The 17,434-nt window shown below is 73.8% G+C and carries 14 protein-coding genes; 10 read left to right on the top strand and 4 right to left on the bottom strand.

Annotated elements, in window-relative coordinates; translation table 11 throughout:
* Positions 1–397: 397 nt before the first annotated feature.
* Positions 398–1,804 (bottom strand): DNA repair protein RadA, encoded by a 1,407-nt coding sequence (gene radA / locus QK442_RS26840; protein ID WP_282696651.1) that lies wholly within the window; start codon positions 1,802–1,804, stop codon positions 398–400.
* A 205-nt stretch (positions 1,805–2,009) separates the two neighbouring features.
* Here radA and QK442_RS26835 point away from each other — a divergent pair, with 205 nt between their 5' ends.
* The gene (locus tag QK442_RS26835) at positions 2,010–3,854 is read left to right on the top strand and encodes a hypothetical protein (RefSeq protein WP_282696650.1); all 1,845 of its coding nucleotides are present in this window, start codon (positions 2,010–2,012) and stop codon (positions 3,852–3,854) included.
* A gap of 20 nt (positions 3,855–3,874) precedes the next feature.
* Here the strand turns inward: QK442_RS26835 and QK442_RS26830 are convergent, their stop codons facing one another.
* Positions 3,875–4,681 (bottom strand): hypothetical protein, encoded by an 807-nt coding sequence (locus tag QK442_RS26830; RefSeq protein ID WP_282696731.1) that lies wholly within the window; start codon positions 4,679–4,681, stop codon positions 3,875–3,877.
* Positions 4,682–4,818: 137 nt separating this feature from the next.
* Between QK442_RS26830 and QK442_RS26825 the strand changes: the two genes are divergently transcribed.
* From QK442_RS26825 to ilvD, 4 genes are all read left to right on the top strand, one after another.
* The gene (locus tag QK442_RS26825) at positions 4,819–5,760 is read left to right on the top strand and encodes a Ppx/GppA phosphatase family protein (RefSeq protein ID WP_282696649.1); all 942 of its coding nucleotides are present in this window, start codon (positions 4,819–4,821) and stop codon (positions 5,758–5,760) included.
* A gap of 238 nt (positions 5,761–5,998) precedes the next feature.
* The gene (locus tag QK442_RS26820; protein ID WP_282696648.1) at positions 5,999–6,823 is read left to right on the top strand and encodes a sugar phosphate isomerase/epimerase; all 825 of its coding nucleotides are present in this window, start codon (positions 5,999–6,001) and stop codon (positions 6,821–6,823) included.
* Entirely contained in the window at positions 6,820–7,428 is a 609-nt protein-coding gene (locus QK442_RS26815) for a TetR family transcriptional regulator (RefSeq protein WP_282696647.1), read from the top strand. The genes QK442_RS26820 and QK442_RS26815 overlap by 4 nt, the downstream gene beginning before the upstream one ends.
* A gap of 269 nt (positions 7,429–7,697) precedes the next feature.
* Positions 7,698–9,551 (top strand): dihydroxy-acid dehydratase, encoded by a 1,854-nt coding sequence (gene ilvD / locus QK442_RS26810; protein WP_282696646.1) that lies wholly within the window; start codon positions 7,698–7,700, stop codon positions 9,549–9,551.
* Between the two features lie 150 nt (positions 9,552–9,701).
* Here ilvD and QK442_RS26805 read toward each other — a convergent pair whose 3' ends face one another.
* Entirely contained in the window at positions 9,702–11,933 is a 2,232-nt protein-coding gene (locus QK442_RS26805; RefSeq protein ID WP_282696645.1) for a serine/threonine-protein kinase, read from the bottom strand.
* Positions 11,934–12,296: 363 nt separating this feature from the next.
* Between QK442_RS26805 and QK442_RS26800 the strand changes: the two genes are divergently transcribed.
* From QK442_RS26800 to proC, 5 genes are all read left to right on the top strand, one after another.
* Entirely contained in the window at positions 12,297–12,551 is a 255-nt protein-coding gene (locus QK442_RS26800) for an SH3 domain-containing protein (protein WP_282696644.1), read from the top strand.
* A 49-nt stretch (positions 12,552–12,600) separates the two neighbouring features.
* Positions 12,601–13,107 (top strand): hypothetical protein, encoded by a 507-nt coding sequence (locus tag QK442_RS26795; RefSeq protein WP_282696643.1) that lies wholly within the window; start codon positions 12,601–12,603, stop codon positions 13,105–13,107.
* Positions 13,108–13,202: 95 nt separating this feature from the next.
* Positions 13,203–14,006 (top strand): ABC transporter ATP-binding protein, encoded by an 804-nt coding sequence (locus QK442_RS26790; RefSeq protein ID WP_282696642.1) that lies wholly within the window; start codon positions 13,203–13,205, stop codon positions 14,004–14,006.
* Entirely contained in the window at positions 14,003–14,740 is a 738-nt protein-coding gene (locus QK442_RS26785) for an ABC transporter permease (protein ID WP_282696641.1), read from the top strand. Before QK442_RS26790 ends, QK442_RS26785 begins: the two co-directional genes overlap by 4 nt.
* A gap of 86 nt (positions 14,741–14,826) precedes the next feature.
* On the top strand, positions 14,827–15,636 hold the full coding sequence (proC, locus tag QK442_RS26780; RefSeq protein WP_282696640.1) for a pyrroline-5-carboxylate reductase: 810 nt from the start codon (positions 14,827–14,829) through the stop codon (positions 15,634–15,636).
* 17 nt (positions 15,637–15,653) lie between these two features.
* On the opposite strand, the gene trpS is transcribed toward proC, so the two are convergent.
* Positions 15,654–16,652, bottom strand: coding sequence for a tryptophan--tRNA ligase (trpS, locus tag QK442_RS26775; protein WP_282696639.1), 999 nt, complete (start codon positions 16,650–16,652; stop codon positions 15,654–15,656).
* Positions 16,653–17,434 lie beyond the last annotated feature (782 nt).

Below are 17,434 nucleotides of genomic sequence, written 5' to 3'. Positions count from 1 at the left end.
CGCCCGCCGGGACGACCCGGTCGCGATCCGCCCTACCCGCCCGACCGTCCGCCTACCCCTTCACCGCCCTACGGGGTACCTCCCGCACGCGCGGCCGGAACCGCCCCCGGGGCCGTTCCGCGGTCGGTCCCGAACCGCCCCGCGGCCGATCCGGCCGCCGCCTTTCGCCCGTCCCGGAACCTGCTCACGCCCGTCCCGGAACCTGCTCACGCCCGTCCCGGAACCTGCTCACGCCCGTCCCGGAACCTGCTCACGCCCGTCCCGGAACCTGCTCACGCCCGTCCCGGAACCTGCTCACGCCCGCCCGGAGCCGTCTCCCGACCGCCCCGAAACCGTTCCGCAGCCGGCTCCGAGCCGCTTCGCCACGGGGGTCCGTTCAGCCCCCTGACTCCTCCCCTCAGCCCCCGGCCTCCTCCGTCCGCCGCTCCGCGCGCTTGCTGCGCGGCAGCACTCGCAGGGCGTCGCCCATGTCCGCGACCTCTGTCACCTTCATGCCCGGCGGCACCTTCCCCGGGTCGCCGGGGACCAGGGCGTGGGTGAAGCCCAGGCGGTGCGCCTCGGCGAGACGGCGCTGTACGCCGGTGACCCGCCGCACCTCGCCCGCGAGGCCGACCTCTCCGATCGCGACCAGGTTCTTCGGCAGCGGGGTGTCGCTCGCGGCGGAGGCCAGGGCGAGCGCGATGGCCAGGTCGGCGGCGGGCTCGGAGAGCTTCACGCCGCCCACGGTGGCGCTGTAGATGTCCCGCTTGCCGAGCGCGCTGATCCGGCCCCGCTGCTCCAGGACCGCCAGCATCATCGAGACCCGGGAGGTCTCCAGGCCGGAGGTGGTCCGGCGCGGGGACGGGATCTGCGAGTCCACGGTCAGCGCCTGCACCTCGGCGACCAGCGGCCGGCGGCCCTCCAGGGTGACGGTGAGGCAGGTGCCCGGCACGGCCACGTCACGGCGGGTCAGGAACAGCCCGGACGGGTCGGCGAGCCCGGTGATCCCTTCGTCGTGCAGCTCGAAGCAGCCGACCTCGTCCGTCGCCCCGTACCGGTTCTTCACGCCCCGGACCAGCCGCAGACGCGCGTGCCGGTCGCCCTCGAAGTGCAGGACGACGTCCACCAGGTGCTCCAGGAGCCGGGGACCGGCGATCGCCCCGTCCTTCGTGACGTGGCCGACGAGCAGCGTCGACATCCCGCGCTCCTTGGAGGCCCGGATCAGCGCGCCCGCGACCTCGCGGACCTGCGCCATGCCGCCGGGGGCGCCGTCGATCTCCGGCGAGGCGACGGTCTGCACCGAGTCCAGGATCAGCAGCGAGGGCTTGACCGCGTCCAGATGGCCGAGGACCGCCGACAGGTCGGTCTCCGCCGCCAGGTACAGGTGGTCGCTGAGCGCGTTGATCCGGTCCGCGCGGAGCCGGACCTGGCTGGCGGACTCCTCGCCCGTCACGTACAGCGTGCGGTGCTCGTCGCTGGCCGCCTTCGCCGCCACGTCAAGGAGCAGCGTGGACTTGCCGACGCCCGGCTCGCCCGCGAGCAGCACGACCGCGCCCGGCACCAGACCGCCTCCCAGGACCCGGTCCAGCTCGTCGACGCCGGTCGAGCGGGCGGTCGCCTGCCGGCCGTCGACCTGGCCGATGGGGAGGGCGGCGGTGGAGACCCGGCCGGCGGCGGTGGTCCGGACGGCGGGCGCGCCGTACTCCTCGACCGTCCCCCATGCCTGGCACTCGGGGCAGCGGCCGAGCCACTTGGCCGTCTGCCAGCCGCACTCGGTGCAGCGGTAGGACGGACGGTCCTTGGCGGTTTTCGTACGGGCAGCCATGTCCCCCACCGTAGCCGCCGCCACCGACAGCGGACCGCCGCCCGTCCCCGGCCTGTGGACGGAGCCCCGCGACCTGTGGACAGTCCGCCGCCACGGCAGCGGAACACCACCCTCCTGTCCCCTTTCGAGTGACGCCTTCACTCGTAAGGCTGAGAAGAGCGGATCCGGTATGAAGAGTGCGCCCCTCCGCGCCTACGGTCGCCCAGTGACGAGCAGCAGGCTGGAATCCTCCCGCACCCCGGGCGCCCACCGGGCGCGCCGCGGCCCGCAGCAGGGACCGCGCACGCTCGGCCAGCGTCCCCCCGCCCGCTACGAGGCCGCTCTCGACGGGCTCTTCACGTACTGCCTCTCGGTCCTCTGCGACCACGACACGGCCACCGCCGTCCTCGGCGACGTCCTCGCCGCCGCCGAGCGCCACCACCATCGCTGCCCCTCCGACGAGGAGGGCCGCACCGCCTGGCTGTACGCGCTGGCCCGCTGGGCCTGCCTGCGCAGCCTCGGCGAGCGCCGCCGTCGGCGCCGGGGCGCCCACACCGGCCGCCCCGCCGCCACCCCGCCCGGGCCGCCGCCCGTCTCCGCCGAGACCGCCGAGCGCCGCCGCGCGGAACTGGCCACCCTCGCCTGGCCCGAGGCCGCCGGCACCACCCCCGAGCAGCGCGAGGCCCTGGAGCTCTCCGTCCGGCACGGCCTGAGCCCGCGCCAGGTCGCCGCCGTCCTCGCCCTCGACCCGCAGGCCGCCCGCGACCTGCTCGCCACCGCCGGCTGCGAGGTCGAGCGCACCCGGGCCGCGCTCGCCGCCGTCTCCGCCGGCGGCTGCCCCACCGTCGCCCGGCTCCTCACCGGCGACCAGCAGGTGATCCTCTCGGCGGCCCTGCGCGCCGAACTCGTCCGGCACGTCGACGACTGCCCCGTCTGCCGCCGCACCGCCGAAAGGGTCGGCGCCACCGCCCCCTGGCCCGGCGGCGGACCGCGCGCCGTCCAGGACCGCCTGCCGCTCGTCGAAGCCCCCCGGGCCGCCGCCTACATGGCGATGCTGCACGTCCCCCGCGCGCGTGCCGGCGCCCCCCGCTTCGCCCCGACCGGCTTCCCGATCGACCCCAAGGACCTCGTCGCCCGGCGCGACCGGATGCGGGCCCGCGCGGTCACCACCACCGTGGTCGCCGCCGTCGTCGCCGCGCCGGTGCTCGCCCTGTGGACCTCCTACCGCGGCGTCCCGGCGGGCGCCGATACCGGCAGGGACGGCTCAGGCGTCAGCGCCAGCGAGAGCAAGGACGGTACGGGCGGCGCCGACCGCTCCTACGACCGGTACGAGAACGCCGGCAACGCCCGTACGAGCCCCGACCCCCGCTTCACGCGGGGGAGCCGGGCCCCCGACGTCTCCGTCGAGGTCGTCACCCCCGCCCGGCCCGCCGCCCCGGCCGCCCCCGTGCGGTCCGGCGCCCCGGTCCCCGGCTGGATCGACGTCACCGCGCGCTGCCTCGGCGACGTCACCCTCATCACCCTCACCGGGCAGGGCGGCACCCCGGCCGAATGGTCGCTGTGGACGGACGCGCCCTGGCTGTACGTGAGCCGCGCCTCCGGCACCCTGAACCCCGGCGAGACCGTCACCGTCGCCGTCCACGTCGACCGCGCCCGTGAACCGCGCGGTCCGTGGAGCGCCCGGATCGGCGTCCACCCCACCGGGGCGGTGCTCCGGATCAGCGGCCAGGGGCCCGTCGCCCCGATCGACGACCGGGTCATCCCGCCCCCGCCCGTCACCACGGACCCCACCACCCCGCCGACCGCGCCGCCCCCCACCGACGGGCCGGTCGATCCGCGGCCGACCGACCCGACCGGTCCGGCGGAACCCACAGAGCCGACCACGCCACCCCCGACGGAGAACCCCACCACCCCGCCGCCGACCACGGACCCCACGACCCCGCCGCCGACGCCCGACCCGACGGACCCCCCGCCGCCCACGGACCCGCCCCCGACCACGGAACCGGGCACCCCGGACCCCGGCACACCCCCGCCGGGCAGCGGTGAACCGGTGCCGGAACCCTCCTCCTGAGCTCCTCCTGAAAGGAGGAGCTACGGCTTCGGGTCGGCCGGGTGCGGCGCCACCATCGGCAGCGTCGAGGCGAGCCGCGCCTCGCAGAACCCGACCAGCACGTCGTACGCCTCCTCGCCCATCATCTCGATCAGCTCCGGCCGGTACGAGACGTAGACCGGCTCCCCGCCACCGTGCGCCGAGGTCGCCGAGGTGCACCACCAGTGCAGGTCGTGACCGCCGGGACCCCAGCCCCGCCGGTCGTACTCGCCGATCGACACCTGGAGCACGCGCGTGTCGTCGGGGCGGTCGATCCAGTCGTACGTCCGGCGCACCGGCAGCTGCCAGCACACGTCCGGCTTCGTCTCCAGCGGCTCCCGCCCCTCCCGCAGGGCCAGGATGTGCAGCGCGCAGCCGGCGCCGCCCGCGAAGCCCGGCCGGTTCTGGAAGATGCACGAGCCCTTCCAGCGGCGGGTCTGCCGGTCGCCGTCCTCGTCGGTCTGCGTCCACCCCGTCTCGCTGCCGATGTCGTGGAACTGCCACAGCTCCGGCGTCAGCCGCGCCACGTGCTGCGCGACCCGCTTCTCGTCGTCCTCGTCGGAGAAGTGGGCGCCCAGCGTGCAGCAGCCGTCCGCCGCCCGGCCCGCCCGGATGCCCTGGCAGCCGCTGCCGAAGACGCACGTCCACCGCGAGGTCAGCCAGGTCAGGTCGCAGCGGAAGACCTGCTCCTCGTCGGCCGGGTCCGGGAACTCCACCCACGCGCGCGGGAAGTCGAGCCCCTGCTCGTCCGGCTCCGCGCCCTTGCGCTGCTTCCGCACGCCCTTGACGGGCGGCTTCTCGCCCTCCACATCCCGCGCGTACTTGACGTCCCGCACCTCGTGGACGGCCCCGTCACCGCCCACGGCGCTGTCTTTGTCCGGCTTCGTCTTTTTCGTCTTTGGCACAACGCCAAGCGTATGCGGGCGGGAGCAGTAGCGTTTCCGCCATGAGACTCGGAGTCCTCGACGTCGGTTCGAACACTGTGCACCTGCTCGTGGTGGACGCCCACCCCGGCGCCCGCCCGCTGCCCGCCCACTCCCACAAGGCGGAGCTGCGGCTCGCCGAGCTCCTCGACGGGCGCGGCGCCATCGCGCCCGGCGGCGTCGAGCGGCTCATCGGGACCGTCCGGGACGCCCTCCAGGCCGCCGAGGACAAGGGCTGCGAGGAGGTCCTGCCGTTCGCGACCTCCGCCGTCCGCGAGGCCACCAACGCCGATGACGTCCTCGCCCGGGTCAAGGCCGAGACCGGCGTCGACCTCCAGGTCCTCACCGGTGAGGAGGAGGCCCGGCTCACCTTCCTCGCCGCCCGCCGCTGGTTCGGCTGGTCCGCGGGCAAGCTGCTCCTCCTCGACATCGGCGGCGGCTCCCTGGAGGTCGCGTACGGCATCGACGAGGACCCCGACGCGGCCGTCTCGCTGCCGCTCGGCGCGGGCCGGCTCACCGCCGGCTGGCTGCCCGGCGACCCGCCGGACATGGACGACGTCAAGGCGCTGCGCCGCCATGTGCGCGCCCAGATCGCCCGCACCGTCGGGGAGTTCAGCCGCTTCGGCAAGCCCGACCACGTCGTCGCCACCTCCAAGACCTTCAAGCAGCTGGCCCGGATCGCCGGCGCGCCCGGCTCCAGCGAGGGCCTGTACGTGGAACGGCTCCTCACCCGCGCCTCCCTGGAGGAGTGGGTGCCGCGGCTCGCCGCCATGACCGGCGGCGAGCGCGCCGCCCTCCCCGGCGTCTCCGAGGGCCGCGCCGCCCAGCTCCTGGCGGGCGCCATGGTCGCCGAGGGCGCGATGGACCTGCTCGGCGTGGAACAGCTGGAGATCTGCCCCTGGGCCCTGCGCGAGGGCGTCATCCTGCGCCGCCTCGACCACCTCCCGGAGCCGACCGGCGCGTGACCGGAGGACGTGCGAGGGGGTCACGCCCGTGCGGCCGGCGCGTGACCGGAGGTGTACGGAGGGAACCACGCGCGCGTGCGACCGAAGCGTGACCGCAGGGCTCACGAAAGGGACCACGCGTGTGCGGCCGGAGCCGCCTGCGCGTGACCGCGGGGCGTACGAGGGGCCGCGCCGCGGCGTGCGGAGGGTGACCGGAACCACCCTCCCGCGCCCAGGTGCGCCCCGTACCCTGTCTGTCGTGGCAGAACCAGTGGTGCGCGTCCCGGATGCGAAGGTCGCCCTGTCGACGGCCTCGGTCTACCCGGAGTCGACGGCGACGGCCTTCGAGGTCGCCGCGCGCCTCGGTTACGACGGCGTCGAGGTCATGGTGTGGACCGACCCGGTCAGCCAGGACGTCGAGGCGCTGCGCCGGCTCTCCGACTACCACCAGGTCCCGATCCTCGCCGTCCACGCCCCCTGCCTGCTCATCACCCAGCGCGTCTGGTCCACCGACCCCTGGGTCAAGCTCCAGCGGGCCCAGTCGGCCGCCGAGCGGCTCGGCGCGTCCACGGTCGTCGTCCACCCGCCGTTCCGCTGGCAGCGCCAGTACGCCCGCGACTTCGTGACCGGCATCTGGCGGATGGCCGACGAGACCGATGTCCGCTTCGCCGTCGAGAACATGTACCCGTGGCGGTACAAGGACCGCGAGATGCTCGCGTACGCCCCCGAGTGGGACGTCACCAAGGACGACTACCGCCACTTCACCCTCGACCTCTCGCACGCGGCGACCGCCCGCACGGACACCCTCGCGATGATCGACCGCATGGGCGACCGGCTCGGCCACGTCCACCTCGCCGACGGGCGCGGCTCCGCCAAGGACGAGCACCTGGTGCCGGGCCGGGGCACCCAGCCGTGCGCCGAGCTCCTGGAGCGGCTGGCCGTGAGCGGCTTCGACGGGCACGTCGTCATCGAGGTCAACACGCGGCGCGCGATGTCCGCCGCAGAACGGGAGGCCGACCTCGCCGAGGCCCTGGCCTTCACCCGGCTCCACCTCGCCTCGGCGGCCCGGGGCACGCGCGCGTGAACGAGGTCTTCCCCCGGCGCCGGGGCCGCCCCGCGCGCGACGGCGGCAGCGGCCCGGGCGCGCGCGAGCGGATCCTGGAGGCCGCGCGGACACAGTTCGCGGAGCGTGGCTACGACAAGACCTCGGTCCGCGGCATCGCCAAGGCCGCCGGGGTCGACCCGGCCCTGGTGCACCACTACTTCGGCACGAAGGACGAGGTCTTCGCGGCGGCGATCGAGGTCTCCTTCGAACCGGCGCTGGTCCTCCCGGCCATCCTCGACGGCCCGCGCGAGGAGGTCGGCGAGCGGCTGGCCCGCTTCTTCATCGGGGTCTGGGAGAGCCCGGCGACCCGCGCCCCGCTGCTCGCGGTCATCCGCTCCGCGGTGACCCACGAGGCGGCGGCGAAGGTACTGCGCGGCTTCGTCCTGCGCCGCCTCCTGGAGCGGATCGCCGGCGACCTGGCCGTACCGGACCCGAAGCTCCGCGCCGAGCTGGCCGCCTCGCAGATGATCGGGATCGCGATCCTGCGGTACGTGATCCAGGTCGAGCCCCTGGCCTCGGCCGACCCCGAACGGATCGTGGCGGACGTCGCCCCTACGCTCCAGAGGTACCTGACGGAGGCGTGAACGGGCGCCCCGCGCCCCCCGGCCGGGCCCCGCGCCCCGCGCCCGCCCCCCGGCCCCGCCCCCCTGACCGACCCCGACCAGCCCCGCGGCCAACCCCGACCGCCCCCTGATCGAACCCGGACCGGACCCCGAAGCGCCGCCCGGGCGAACCTCGGCCGAACCCCGACCGAACCCTGAAATCACGTCCCGTATAGCGGACAGGCTGTCCAGATCTTGGAGCGGCAGCGTACGCTCGAAGCAAGCACACCCGTCACGAGGAGCGAGCGACGATGCCCGAGCTGAGGTCCCGCACTGTCACCCACGGCCGCAACATGGCGGGCGCCCGCGCCCTTATGCGCGCCTCCGGTGTACCGGGCGCGGACATCGGACGGAAGCCGATCATCGCCGTCGCCAACTCCTTCACCGAGTTCGTGCCCGGCCACACCCACCTCCAGCCGGTCGGCCGGATCGTCTCCGAGGCCATCACGGCCGCCGGCGGCATCGCCCGCGAGTTCAACACGATCGCCGTCGACGACGGCATCGCCATGGGCCACGGCGGCATGCTCTACAGCCTGCCCTCCCGCGACCTGATCGCGGACAGCGTGGAGTACATGGTCGAGGCCCACTGCGCCGACGCCCTGATCTGCATCTCCAACTGCGACAAGATCACCCCCGGCATGCTGATGGCCGCCCTGCGCCTCAACATCCCGACGGTCTTCGTCTCCGGCGGCCCGATGGAGTCCGGCCGCGCCACCCTCGTCGACGGCACCGTCCGCACCCTCGACCTGGTCGACGCGATCTCCGACGCCGTGAACGACAAGATCTCGGACGAGGACATCCTCCGCATCGAGGAGAACGCCTGCCCGACCTGCGGCTCGTGTTCCGGCATGTTCACCGCCAACTCGATGAACTGCCTGACCGAGGCCATCGGCCTCTCCCTGCCCGGCAACGGCTCGCTGCTCGCCACCCACACCGCCCGCCGCGCCCTGTACGAGGCCGCGGCCCGGACGGTCGTCGAGATCACCCACCGCTACTACGACGAGGACGACGCCTCGGTCCTGCCGCGCTCCATCGCCACCCGCGCGGCCTTCGAGAACGCCATGGCGCTCGACATCGCCATGGGCGGCTCGACCAACACGATCCTGCACCTGCTCGCCGCCGCCCAGGAGGCCGAGCTGGACTACGGCCTGTCCGACATGGACGAGGTCTCGCGCCGGGTCCCCTGCCTGGCCAAGGTCGCCCCGAACGTCGCCCCGCGCGGCACGTACTACATGGAGGACGTGCACCGGGCCGGCGGCATCCCCGCCATCCTCGGCGAGCTGTACCGCGCCGGACTGCTCAACGAGGACGTCCACTCGGTTCACTCCCGCTCCGTCAAGGAATGGCTGGGCACCTGGGACGTGCGCGGAGGCTCGCCCTCCGCCGAGGCCGTCGAGCTGTTCCACGCGGCTCCCGGCTGCGTCCGCTCCGCCTCCGCCTTCTCCCAGTCCGAGCGCTGGGAGAGCCTCGACCTGGACGCGGCGGGCGGCTGCATCCGCGACGCGGCCCACGCCTACTCCAAGGACGGCGGCCTCGCCGTCCTGCGCGGCAACATCGCCGCCGACGGCTGCGTGGTGAAGACCGCCGGCGTCGACGAGTCGATCTGGACCTTCGAGGGCCCGGCCGTCGTCTGCGAGTCGCAGGAGGAGGCCGTCGAGAAGATCCTCAACAAGCAGGTCAAGGACGGCGACGTGGTCGTCATCCGGTACGAGGGCCCCAAGGGCGGCCCCGGCATGCAGGAGATGCTCTACCCGACCTCCTTCCTCAAGGGCCGGGGCCTGGGCAAGACCTGCGCCCTGGTGACCGACGGCCGCTTCTCCGGCGGCACCTCGGGCCTCTCCATCGGCCACGCCTCCCCGGAGGCGGCCTCGGGCGGCACCATCGCCCTCGTCGAGGACGGCGACCGGATCCGCATCGACATCCCGAACCGCTCGATCGAGCTGCTCGTCGACGACGAGACCCTCGCCGCCCGCCGCGAGGCGCTGGGCGGCGTGTACGCGCCGAAGAACCGCGAGCGCAAGGTCTCGGCGGCGCTGCGGGCGTACGCGGCGATGGCGACGAGCGCCGACAAGGGCGCGGTCCGGGACGTGTCCAAGCTGGGCTGACGCCCCCGCCCCTCCCCGGAATCTCCCCCCACGCGCGTGGGGAGCGGCCCGAGAAGCCCGCTCCCCACGCGCGTGCCGGTCCGGTGCGAAGACGGTGCTCTCCACCGGCCCGTAGCCGCCGCTCCCCGCGCGCGTGCCGCCGCAGCGCGGCTACCAGGCCTCCGCCACGCGCGCGTCCACCGCGAAGACCGAGCCGTCCGGGGCCGTCCCGAACACCCGGTCCCCGGCGACCAACGGCGCCGGCACCAGCGTCGCGTACCCGAGCCGCCCGTTCCGCAGCCGGGGGCGGGTCTGCCCGACGACCGCGCCGCGCGCGGTGTCCACGGCGAACAGCCGCCCGTCCGCCGAGGAGAGGTAGAGCCGGTCGTCGGGGCCGAGGACCGGCGCCGAGACGTTCGACGCCCCCGTCACCAGGTCCCACAGCCGGCTGCCCTTCTCCGCCGCCGTGTCCAGGGCCACCAGCCGCCCGTCCAGGGAGAGCAGGTACGCGACCGAGCCCCGTACGGCGATGCCGCCGAGCTGCATCCGCTCCTGGATCTCGACCCGGCGCTCCGCCCCGGCCGCCGGCCCGCCGGCCGGGTCGCCGGGGTCGCCGGGCGCGAGCAGCACCAGCGCGTCGACCAGGCCGCCCTGGTAGAGCGAGGCGAGGACCAGCGTCCCGTCGCCGGTGCGGCCGACCGGAGAGACGTCCCCCGTCACCACCCGGCTCCAGACGACCTCGCCGGTCGCGGGCAGAATCGCCCCCACGCGCGTGCTGCGCCCGTCCGCCGCCGTCTCGGAGACGGTGAGCAGCCCGCCCGGAGCGTCGTACGAGCCGATCTGCGGCACGTCGAACCCGTCCAGGCGGTGGGCCCACCGCTCCGCCCCGGTCCGCGCGTCGAGCGCCCGGAAGCCGCCGTGGCCGTCGGACAGGACCACCACCTCACCCGCGGGGCGGTACGTCTCGGGCACGTCCGCCCGCGCGGTCCAGCCGGGCGTCCCGTCCTCGGCGGCGTACGCGCGCAGGGGACCGGGCTCCGCCGCCGCACCCACCATCGGCCTCGCCCCGCCGGCCAGGGGCACGGGCGCGCCCGGCGGCTCCGACGTCACCGGCCCTGTCCGTTTCCACAGCACCTCGCCGGTCATCGGATCGAGGCGGGCGAGCGCCACTCCCCGGGCCGCGCAGTAGAGGGAGCCTGCCTCGTGGAGACAGGCGGGCGCGGCGGAGCCGCCGTGCTCCTGGAGGGGGGTGTGCCAGCCGTCGAAGGCGGTGGCGACCTCGGCGGGGCGGGCGGGCCCCTCGACCGGGGGCCGGGCCGGCGGCCGCAGCGCCGCGTACACCCCGGCCCCGGCGAGGACGAGCACGACCGCGGCGGAGACCGTGAGCCGCGACGCCAGCCGGGAGCGACCGCGCCGCGCGGGCACGGAAGCCCCGGCGGGCCGGGTCGTGGTGTCACCGCGGGCGAAACCGTCCCCGATGTCTCCGGCGGAGTCGCCGGTCCGGCCCTCCGGCGCGAAGGGGTCCGCGGGCAGCGAGGGCCGCCTCCGCTGGGACGGTATGAAGGCCTCGGCCTCGTACGAGGGCGGGAGCAGGGCCGCCATGATCTCGGCCGGCGTCGGCCGCTCGGCCGGCTCCTTCGCGAGGCAGCGCGCGACCAGCGGGGCCAGCTCGGCCGGTACCCCGGTCAGGTCCGGCTCGTCGTGGACCACCTGGTACGCCACGATGTACGGGCTGTCCGAGTCGAAGGGCCCGTGCCCGGTCGCCGCGTGCACCAGGACCGAGCCGAGCGCGAAGACGTCGGCGGACGGCCCGACCTCGCGCGGCCGCTGGAACTGCTCGGGCGCCATGAACGGCGGCGAACCGATCAGCTTCCCGGTCTCCGTGTGCAGGTCGCTGTCGACGGGCCGGGAGATCCCGAAGTCGATGACCTTGGGCCCGGCGTCGGTGAGCAGCACATTGCTCGGCTTGAGGTCCCGGTGCACGACCCCGGCCCGGTGGATGTCGCGCAGCGCCTCGGCGAGCCCGGCGGTCAGCCGGCGCAGCTCGGCGGGGGAGAGGATGCCGCGCTGGCGGACCTGGTCGGCGAGGGTGGGGCCGGGGACGTAGAGGGTGGCCATCCAGGGGCGCTCGGCGTCCGGATCGGCGTCCACCACGGGCGCGGTGAAGGCGCCGCTGACCCGGCGGGCGGCGGCCACCTCCTGCCGGAACCGGGCCCGGAAGTCGGGATCCTCGGCATAGCGCGCGTGCACCACCTTCACCGCGAGCCGCAGCCCGGACGGCGAAGAGGCGAGGTGGACGACGCCCATGCCGCCCGCGCCGAGCACCGCCTGCAGCCGGTACTCACCGGCGTACTCGGGCCCCTCGGCGCCCCGGCCGGCGTCGGTACTGCTCAACGGCGGCATCTCCCACCCCCGTGTGGTTCCGCGTCCACGCGCGCGTGCGCGACGCGACGGAGCCTAGTCGATGGGGGCTGCGATGTCGGAGGGGCTTGCTAGCGTCTCTGATCGGCTTGATGGTTCCCTGTTGCTCAGGGACGTGAGCCGATCGCCTCGTGCCCTGGTGCCGATGACAGAAGCCATCAGTCCTCGTGACACGTCCCCCCGGACGCCGGTCGGCGAGGTCATGTGAACCTGCCGAGGAGGGAACCCCGCGTCGCCTGGGCGCCGGGCCTGTGCGTCACAGACTGCCACAGGATCACTACGGATGGCGAATCGAATCGGGTAGCCTGCGCGCGTCGCACAGAGTGAAGCCAGGGGGAGAACAGCATGACGGTCAAGTACTACCCGGTCGCGCCCGGCTACCGGCTCAACGTCCGCTCCGGCCCGAGCACCCAGTACCCGGTCGTCCGGGTGCTCTCCGAGGGCGCGACCGTCCCCGTCTACTGCCAGAAGGCGGGCGAGTGGGTCTCGGGCCCGTACGGCACCAGCCGCATCTGGGACAACATAGCCCCGGGCCAGTACGTCTCCGACGCCTACGTCAGGACCGGCAGCGACGGCTACGTCGCGTCGCGCTGCGCCTGAGGACCTTCGCCCCGGCCGTCCGCGCGCCGCTCCGGGGATAATCGACCTCGTGAGCGAGGACAAGCAGACCCCTGAGAACGGCGCGAGCGGACCCCGGCCCGAGGAGATCCGTTTCTTCGGGACGACCTGGGTCGACCACAGCGCCCACTACGGCCTGCGCCGCGCCGGCCTCGCCGTCGGCGCGCTCGCCGCGGCCGTCGCGGGCGCCTTCGTCCTGCGCTTCGCCTACCAGGGGCTCCAGGTCGCCGCGGTGGGCGGCCTCGTGAACACCCTGGTGATCCTGATGTTCGCGATCTGCTCGGCCATCGCCTTCGCCAGGACCTGGGAGGGCTTCGGCCGCCGCCCCGTCGACCAGGCCCGCGAGGACTCCCTCAAGAGCCTCAAGGCCATCGGCTTCATCGGCGGACTCCTCGCCTACTTCCTCCGCTGCTTCCTGGAGGCCCCCGGCGAGAAGCTCCGCCGCGAGGAGTACGAGACGGCCCTCGCCCGCCACGAGAAGCGGCGCGGCACCCGCACCGGCAACCCGGCCCGCCGCAAGAAGCCCAAGCGCCCCTGACGCCACCGCCAGGACCCGCCCCACAGGCCGGTCCGCACGCCCGAAGCCCCCGTGGTCCTTGACGCGGGGGCTTCTCCGTCCCCACTATTCATCACATGATGAATTACGCGCCCGGGGCACCCGAACCCCCCGATCCGCACCCCGCCGTCACCGCCCGCGCCCTCACCGCCGTACGCGGCGACCGCACCGTCCTGCGCGGCCTCGACTTCACCGTCCCCGCCGGCCGCGTCACCGGCCTCCTCGGCCCCTCCGGCTGCGGCAAGACCACCCTCATGCGCGCCGTCGTCGGCACCCAGGCCAAGGTCACCGGCACCCTCACCGTCCTCGGAAGCCCCGCGGGCCACGCCGACCTCCGCCCCCGCATCGGCTACGTCACCCAGGCCCCCTCCGTCTACGACGACCTCACCGTCCGGCAGAACCTCGACTACTTCGCCGCCGTCCTCCTCCCCGGCCGCGCCCACCGCCAGGACCGCCGCACCGCCGTCGACCACGCCCTCGCCGACGTCGACCTCACCGACCACGCCGACGCCCTCGCCGGACGCCTCTCCGGCGGCCAGCGCAACCGCGTCTCCCTCGCCGTCGCCCTCCTCGGCACCCCCGAGCTGCTCGTCCTCGACGAACCCACCGTCGGCCTCGACCCCGTCCTCCGCCGCGACCTGTGGGACCTCTTCCACCGCCTCGCCGCCGACCGGGGCACCACCCTCCTCGTCTCCTCCCACGTCATGGACGAGGCCGAGCGCTGCCACCGCCTCCTGCTCATGCGCGAGGGCGAGATCCTCGCCGAAGGAAGCCCCGACGCCCTCCGCCGCCAGAGCGGCACGGACACCGTCGAAGAAGCCTTCCTCCACCTGGTCGACACCGCCGCGGCCCGCACCGCCCACGGGGAGTCCCGCCCATGACCACCGCACGCACCCTCGCCACCGCCGCCCGCGTCCTGCGCCAGCTCCGCCACGACCCGCGCTCGATCGCCCTGATGCTCCTCGTCCCCTGCGTGATGCTCTTCCTGCTCCGCTACGTCTTCGACGGCAGCCCGGGGACCTTCGACAGCATCGGCGCCTCGCTGCTCGGCATCTTCCCCCTGATCACCATGTTCCTGGTGACCTCCATCGCCACCCTCCGCGAACGCACCTCGGGCACCCTCGAACGCCTCCTCGCCATGCCCCTCGGCAAGGCCGACCTCATCGCCGGCTACGCCCTCGCCTTCGGCCTCGTCGCCGTCGTCCAGTCCGTCCTCGCCACCGGCCTCGCCGTCTGGTTCCTTGGCCTCGACGTCGTCGGCTCCCCCTGGCTCCTCCTCCTGGTCGCCCTCCTCGACGCCCTCCTCGGCACCGCCCTCGGCCTCTTCGTCTCCGCCTTCGCCGCCTCCGAGTTCCAGGCCGTCCAGTTCATGCCGGCCGTGATCTTCCCCCAGCTCCTCCTCTGCGGCCTGTTCACCCCGCGCGACAAGATGGCCCCCGCCCTCGAAGCGATCTCGAACGTCCTGCCCATGTCGTACGCCGTCGACGGCATGAACGAGGTCCTCCGCCACACCGACATGACCGCCGCCTTCGTCCGCGACGCACTTGTCGTCGCAGGCTGCGCCGTCCTCGTCCTCGCCCTCGGCGCCGCCACCCTCCGCCGTCGCACCGCGTGACCGCCTCTCGGACACCCCGCGCGCCGGCCGCCCCGCCGGTGCGAGGATGACGACACGTACCCCCCTCCGGCGAGGTGAACAGAGCCATGACCCAGACCGTCGCAGTCCTCGGCACCGGCAAGATCGGTGAAGCGCTCCTCAGCGGCATGATCCGCGCCGGCTGGCGCCCCGCCCACCTCCTCGTCACCACCCGCCGCAGCGAGCGCGCCGAAGAACTCCGCGACCGCTACGGCGTCGAGACCGTCACCAACGCCGAGGCCGCCAAGCGCGCCGACACCCTCATCCTGGCCGTCAAGCCCCAGGACATGGGCCGCCTCCTCGACGAACTCGCCCCCCACACCGCCCCCGACCGCCTCGTCATCAGCGCCGCCGCCGGCATCACCACCGCCTTCATCGAGGAACGCCTCAGCCCCGGCACCCCCGTCGTCCGCGTCATGCCCAACACCCCCGTCCTCGTCGACGAGGGCATGTCCGTGATCTCCGGCGGCAGCCACGCCACCGCCGACCACCTCGCCCACACGGAGGAGATCTTCGACGGCGTCGGCAAGACCCTCCGCGTCCCCGAGTCCCAGCAGGACGCCGCCACCGCCCTCTCCGGCTCCGGCCCCGCGTACTTCTACTACCTGGTCGAGGCCATGACCGACGCAGGCATCCTCCTCGGCCTGCCCCGCGCCCAGGCCCACGACCTCATCGTCCAGGCCGCCATCGGCGCCGCCGTGATGCTCCGCGACAGCGGCGAGCACCCCGTCAAGCTCCGCGAGGCCGTCACCTCCCCCGCCGGCACCACCATCTCCGCCATCCGCGAGCTGGAGAACCACGGCGTACGCGCCGCCCTGATCGCCGCCCTGGAAGCGGCCCGCGACCGCAGCCGCGAGCTCGCCTCCGGAAACGGCTGACCTACCCGGCTGCCCCCTCACACGGCGGGCAGCAGCCCGATCGCCCGATAGGCCCGGTCCACCAGCGGCCGCGCCATCCCCCGCGCCCGCTCGGCCCCGTCCCGCAGCACCCCGTCCACGAACCCGGGATCCGCCGCGAGCTCGGCATGCCGCGCCCGCACAGGCCGCAGCAGTTCGACGACCGCGTCCGCCGTGTCCTTCTTCAAAGCGCCGTACGACGCGTACGCACCGGCCAGCTTCTCCGGGTCCCCACCCGTCGCCGCCGCCAGCAGATCGAGCAGATTCGCGACACCCGGCTTGCCGTCCCGGTCGTGGACGACCTCCCGCCCGCTGTCCGTCACGGCCCGCATGACCTTCCGCCGCACGGTGTCCGCGTCGTCGAGCAGATAGACGATCCCGGCCCCGTTCTCATGGGACTTCCCCATCTTCGAGAGCGGGTCCTGCAGATCCATCACCCGCGCCGCCACCGCCGGCCGCGTCGCCCTCGGCACGGTGAAGGTGTACCCGTACCGCTGGTTGAACCGCACCGCCAGGTCCCGCGTCAGCTCCACGTGCTGCGTCTGGTCGTCGCCCACCGGCACCTCGTCGGCCCCGTAGGCCAGGATGTCCGCCGCCATCAGCACGGGATAGGTGAGCAACGACAGCCGCACGCTCTCCCCGGCCGCCCGGGCCCGGACGCTCTTCTCCTTGTACTGGATCATCCGCCGCAGCTCCCCGTCGGTGGCCGTGCACTCCAGCAGGTACGACAGCCGGGCGTGTTCGTCCACATGACTCTGCACGAACAGCGTGCAGACCTCCGGATCGAGGCCCGACGCCAGCAGCAGCGTCGCCGCCTGCCTGCTCAGCCGCCGCACCCGCGCCGGATCGTGCTCCACGGTCAGCGCGTGCAGATCCACCACGCTGAACAGTGCCTCGCCCCGGTACTGGTCCACCTCTGCCCACCGCCGTACGGCTCCGAGGTAGTTGCCCAGCGTCAGATGCCCCGTCGGCTTGACCCCGCTGAAGATCCTCGTCATCGCGTTCCGCTCCTTCTCCGTTCCGCGCCGACCCGACGGCCCGGCTCCCGGAGGGGGATACGCGAACGGCCGCCGAGGCGGCGGCCGTGTGCATGCGTCAGTACGGGCCGCCGTCAGGCGGCCCACCACTGGGTGGTGTGCGCATGCGTAGTCATGCGGTCAGGGTACGCGCCCGGGCCCGGGGTTGACATGGGTTTGCACGCTCCGTACTGTTCTCCGAGTTGTCCGACGTGAGCACCGACCCCGGTCGGCCCCGGACAGCCATTCCGCAAGATCCACTCAGCCTGACGGCCACGATTCTTCGTGCCGTTCTGCTTTCCGTGCGCTTTTGCGAAATGAGGAATCCGCGTTCGAAGTTCGGGCGCATGCCGCTCGATTCGCATCGGGGGCGGGGAATCCGCTAAAGTCTCACCCGTCGGAACGGCCCAACAGCCGCGAAGACAACCCCCTCTGACTGGGAATCAGACGCCGAAAGGATCTGATAGAGTCGGAAACGCCGGAAGGCCCCGAGGAAAGCAAGAATTCGGGACCGGAAAGCACCGGGGAAATCGGATCGGAAAGATCTGATAGAGTCGGAAACGAAGGAAGCGCCCGGAGAGCCTGGAAACAGGAACGAAGGAAGCGTCCGCACCTTGAGAACTCAACAGCGTGCCAAAAATCAACGCCAGATTAGTTGATACCCCGTCCATCTCCGGATGGTCGAGGTTCCTTTGAAACAAAACACAGCGAGGACGCTGTGGACGGCAGGTCACATTCCGACCTGTCCGTCCCGCTCAACGCGA

The sequence above is a fragment of the Streptomyces sp. CC208A genome (assembly GCF_030010625.1).
GTDB lineage: Bacteria > Actinomycetota > Actinomycetes > Streptomycetales > Streptomycetaceae > Streptomyces.
Note: the sequence above shows the minus strand (reverse complement) of the source record. Positions and strands in the feature narration are given on the sequence as shown.

What these genes read in the sequence shown, in the direction of transcription:
- radA (WP_282696651.1), bottom strand. Translation starts at nt 1,804, where the DNA reads ATGGCTGCCCGTACGAAAACCGCCAAGGACCGTCCGTCCTACCGCTGC.
- QK442_RS26825 (WP_282696649.1), top strand. Translation starts at nt 4,819, where the DNA reads ATGAGACTCGGAGTCCTCGACGTCGGTTCGAACACTGTGCACCTGCTC.
- ilvD (WP_282696646.1), top strand. Translation starts at nt 7,698, where the DNA reads ATGCCCGAGCTGAGGTCCCGCACTGTCACCCACGGCCGCAACATGGCG.
- QK442_RS26805 (WP_282696645.1), bottom strand. Translation starts at nt 11,933, where the DNA reads ATGCCGCCGTTGAGCAGTACCGACGCCGGCCGGGGCGCCGAGGGGCCC.
- QK442_RS26800 (WP_282696644.1), top strand. Translation starts at nt 12,297, where the DNA reads ATGACGGTCAAGTACTACCCGGTCGCGCCCGGCTACCGGCTCAACGTC.
- QK442_RS26790 (WP_282696642.1), top strand. Translation starts at nt 13,203, where the DNA reads ATGATGAATTACGCGCCCGGGGCACCCGAACCCCCCGATCCGCACCCC.
- QK442_RS26785 (WP_282696641.1), top strand. Translation starts at nt 14,003, where the DNA reads ATGACCACCGCACGCACCCTCGCCACCGCCGCCCGCGTCCTGCGCCAG.
- proC (WP_282696640.1), top strand. Translation starts at nt 14,827, where the DNA reads ATGACCCAGACCGTCGCAGTCCTCGGCACCGGCAAGATCGGTGAAGCG.
- trpS (WP_282696639.1), bottom strand. Translation starts at nt 16,652, where the DNA reads ATGACGAGGATCTTCAGCGGGGTCAAGCCGACGGGGCATCTGACGCTG.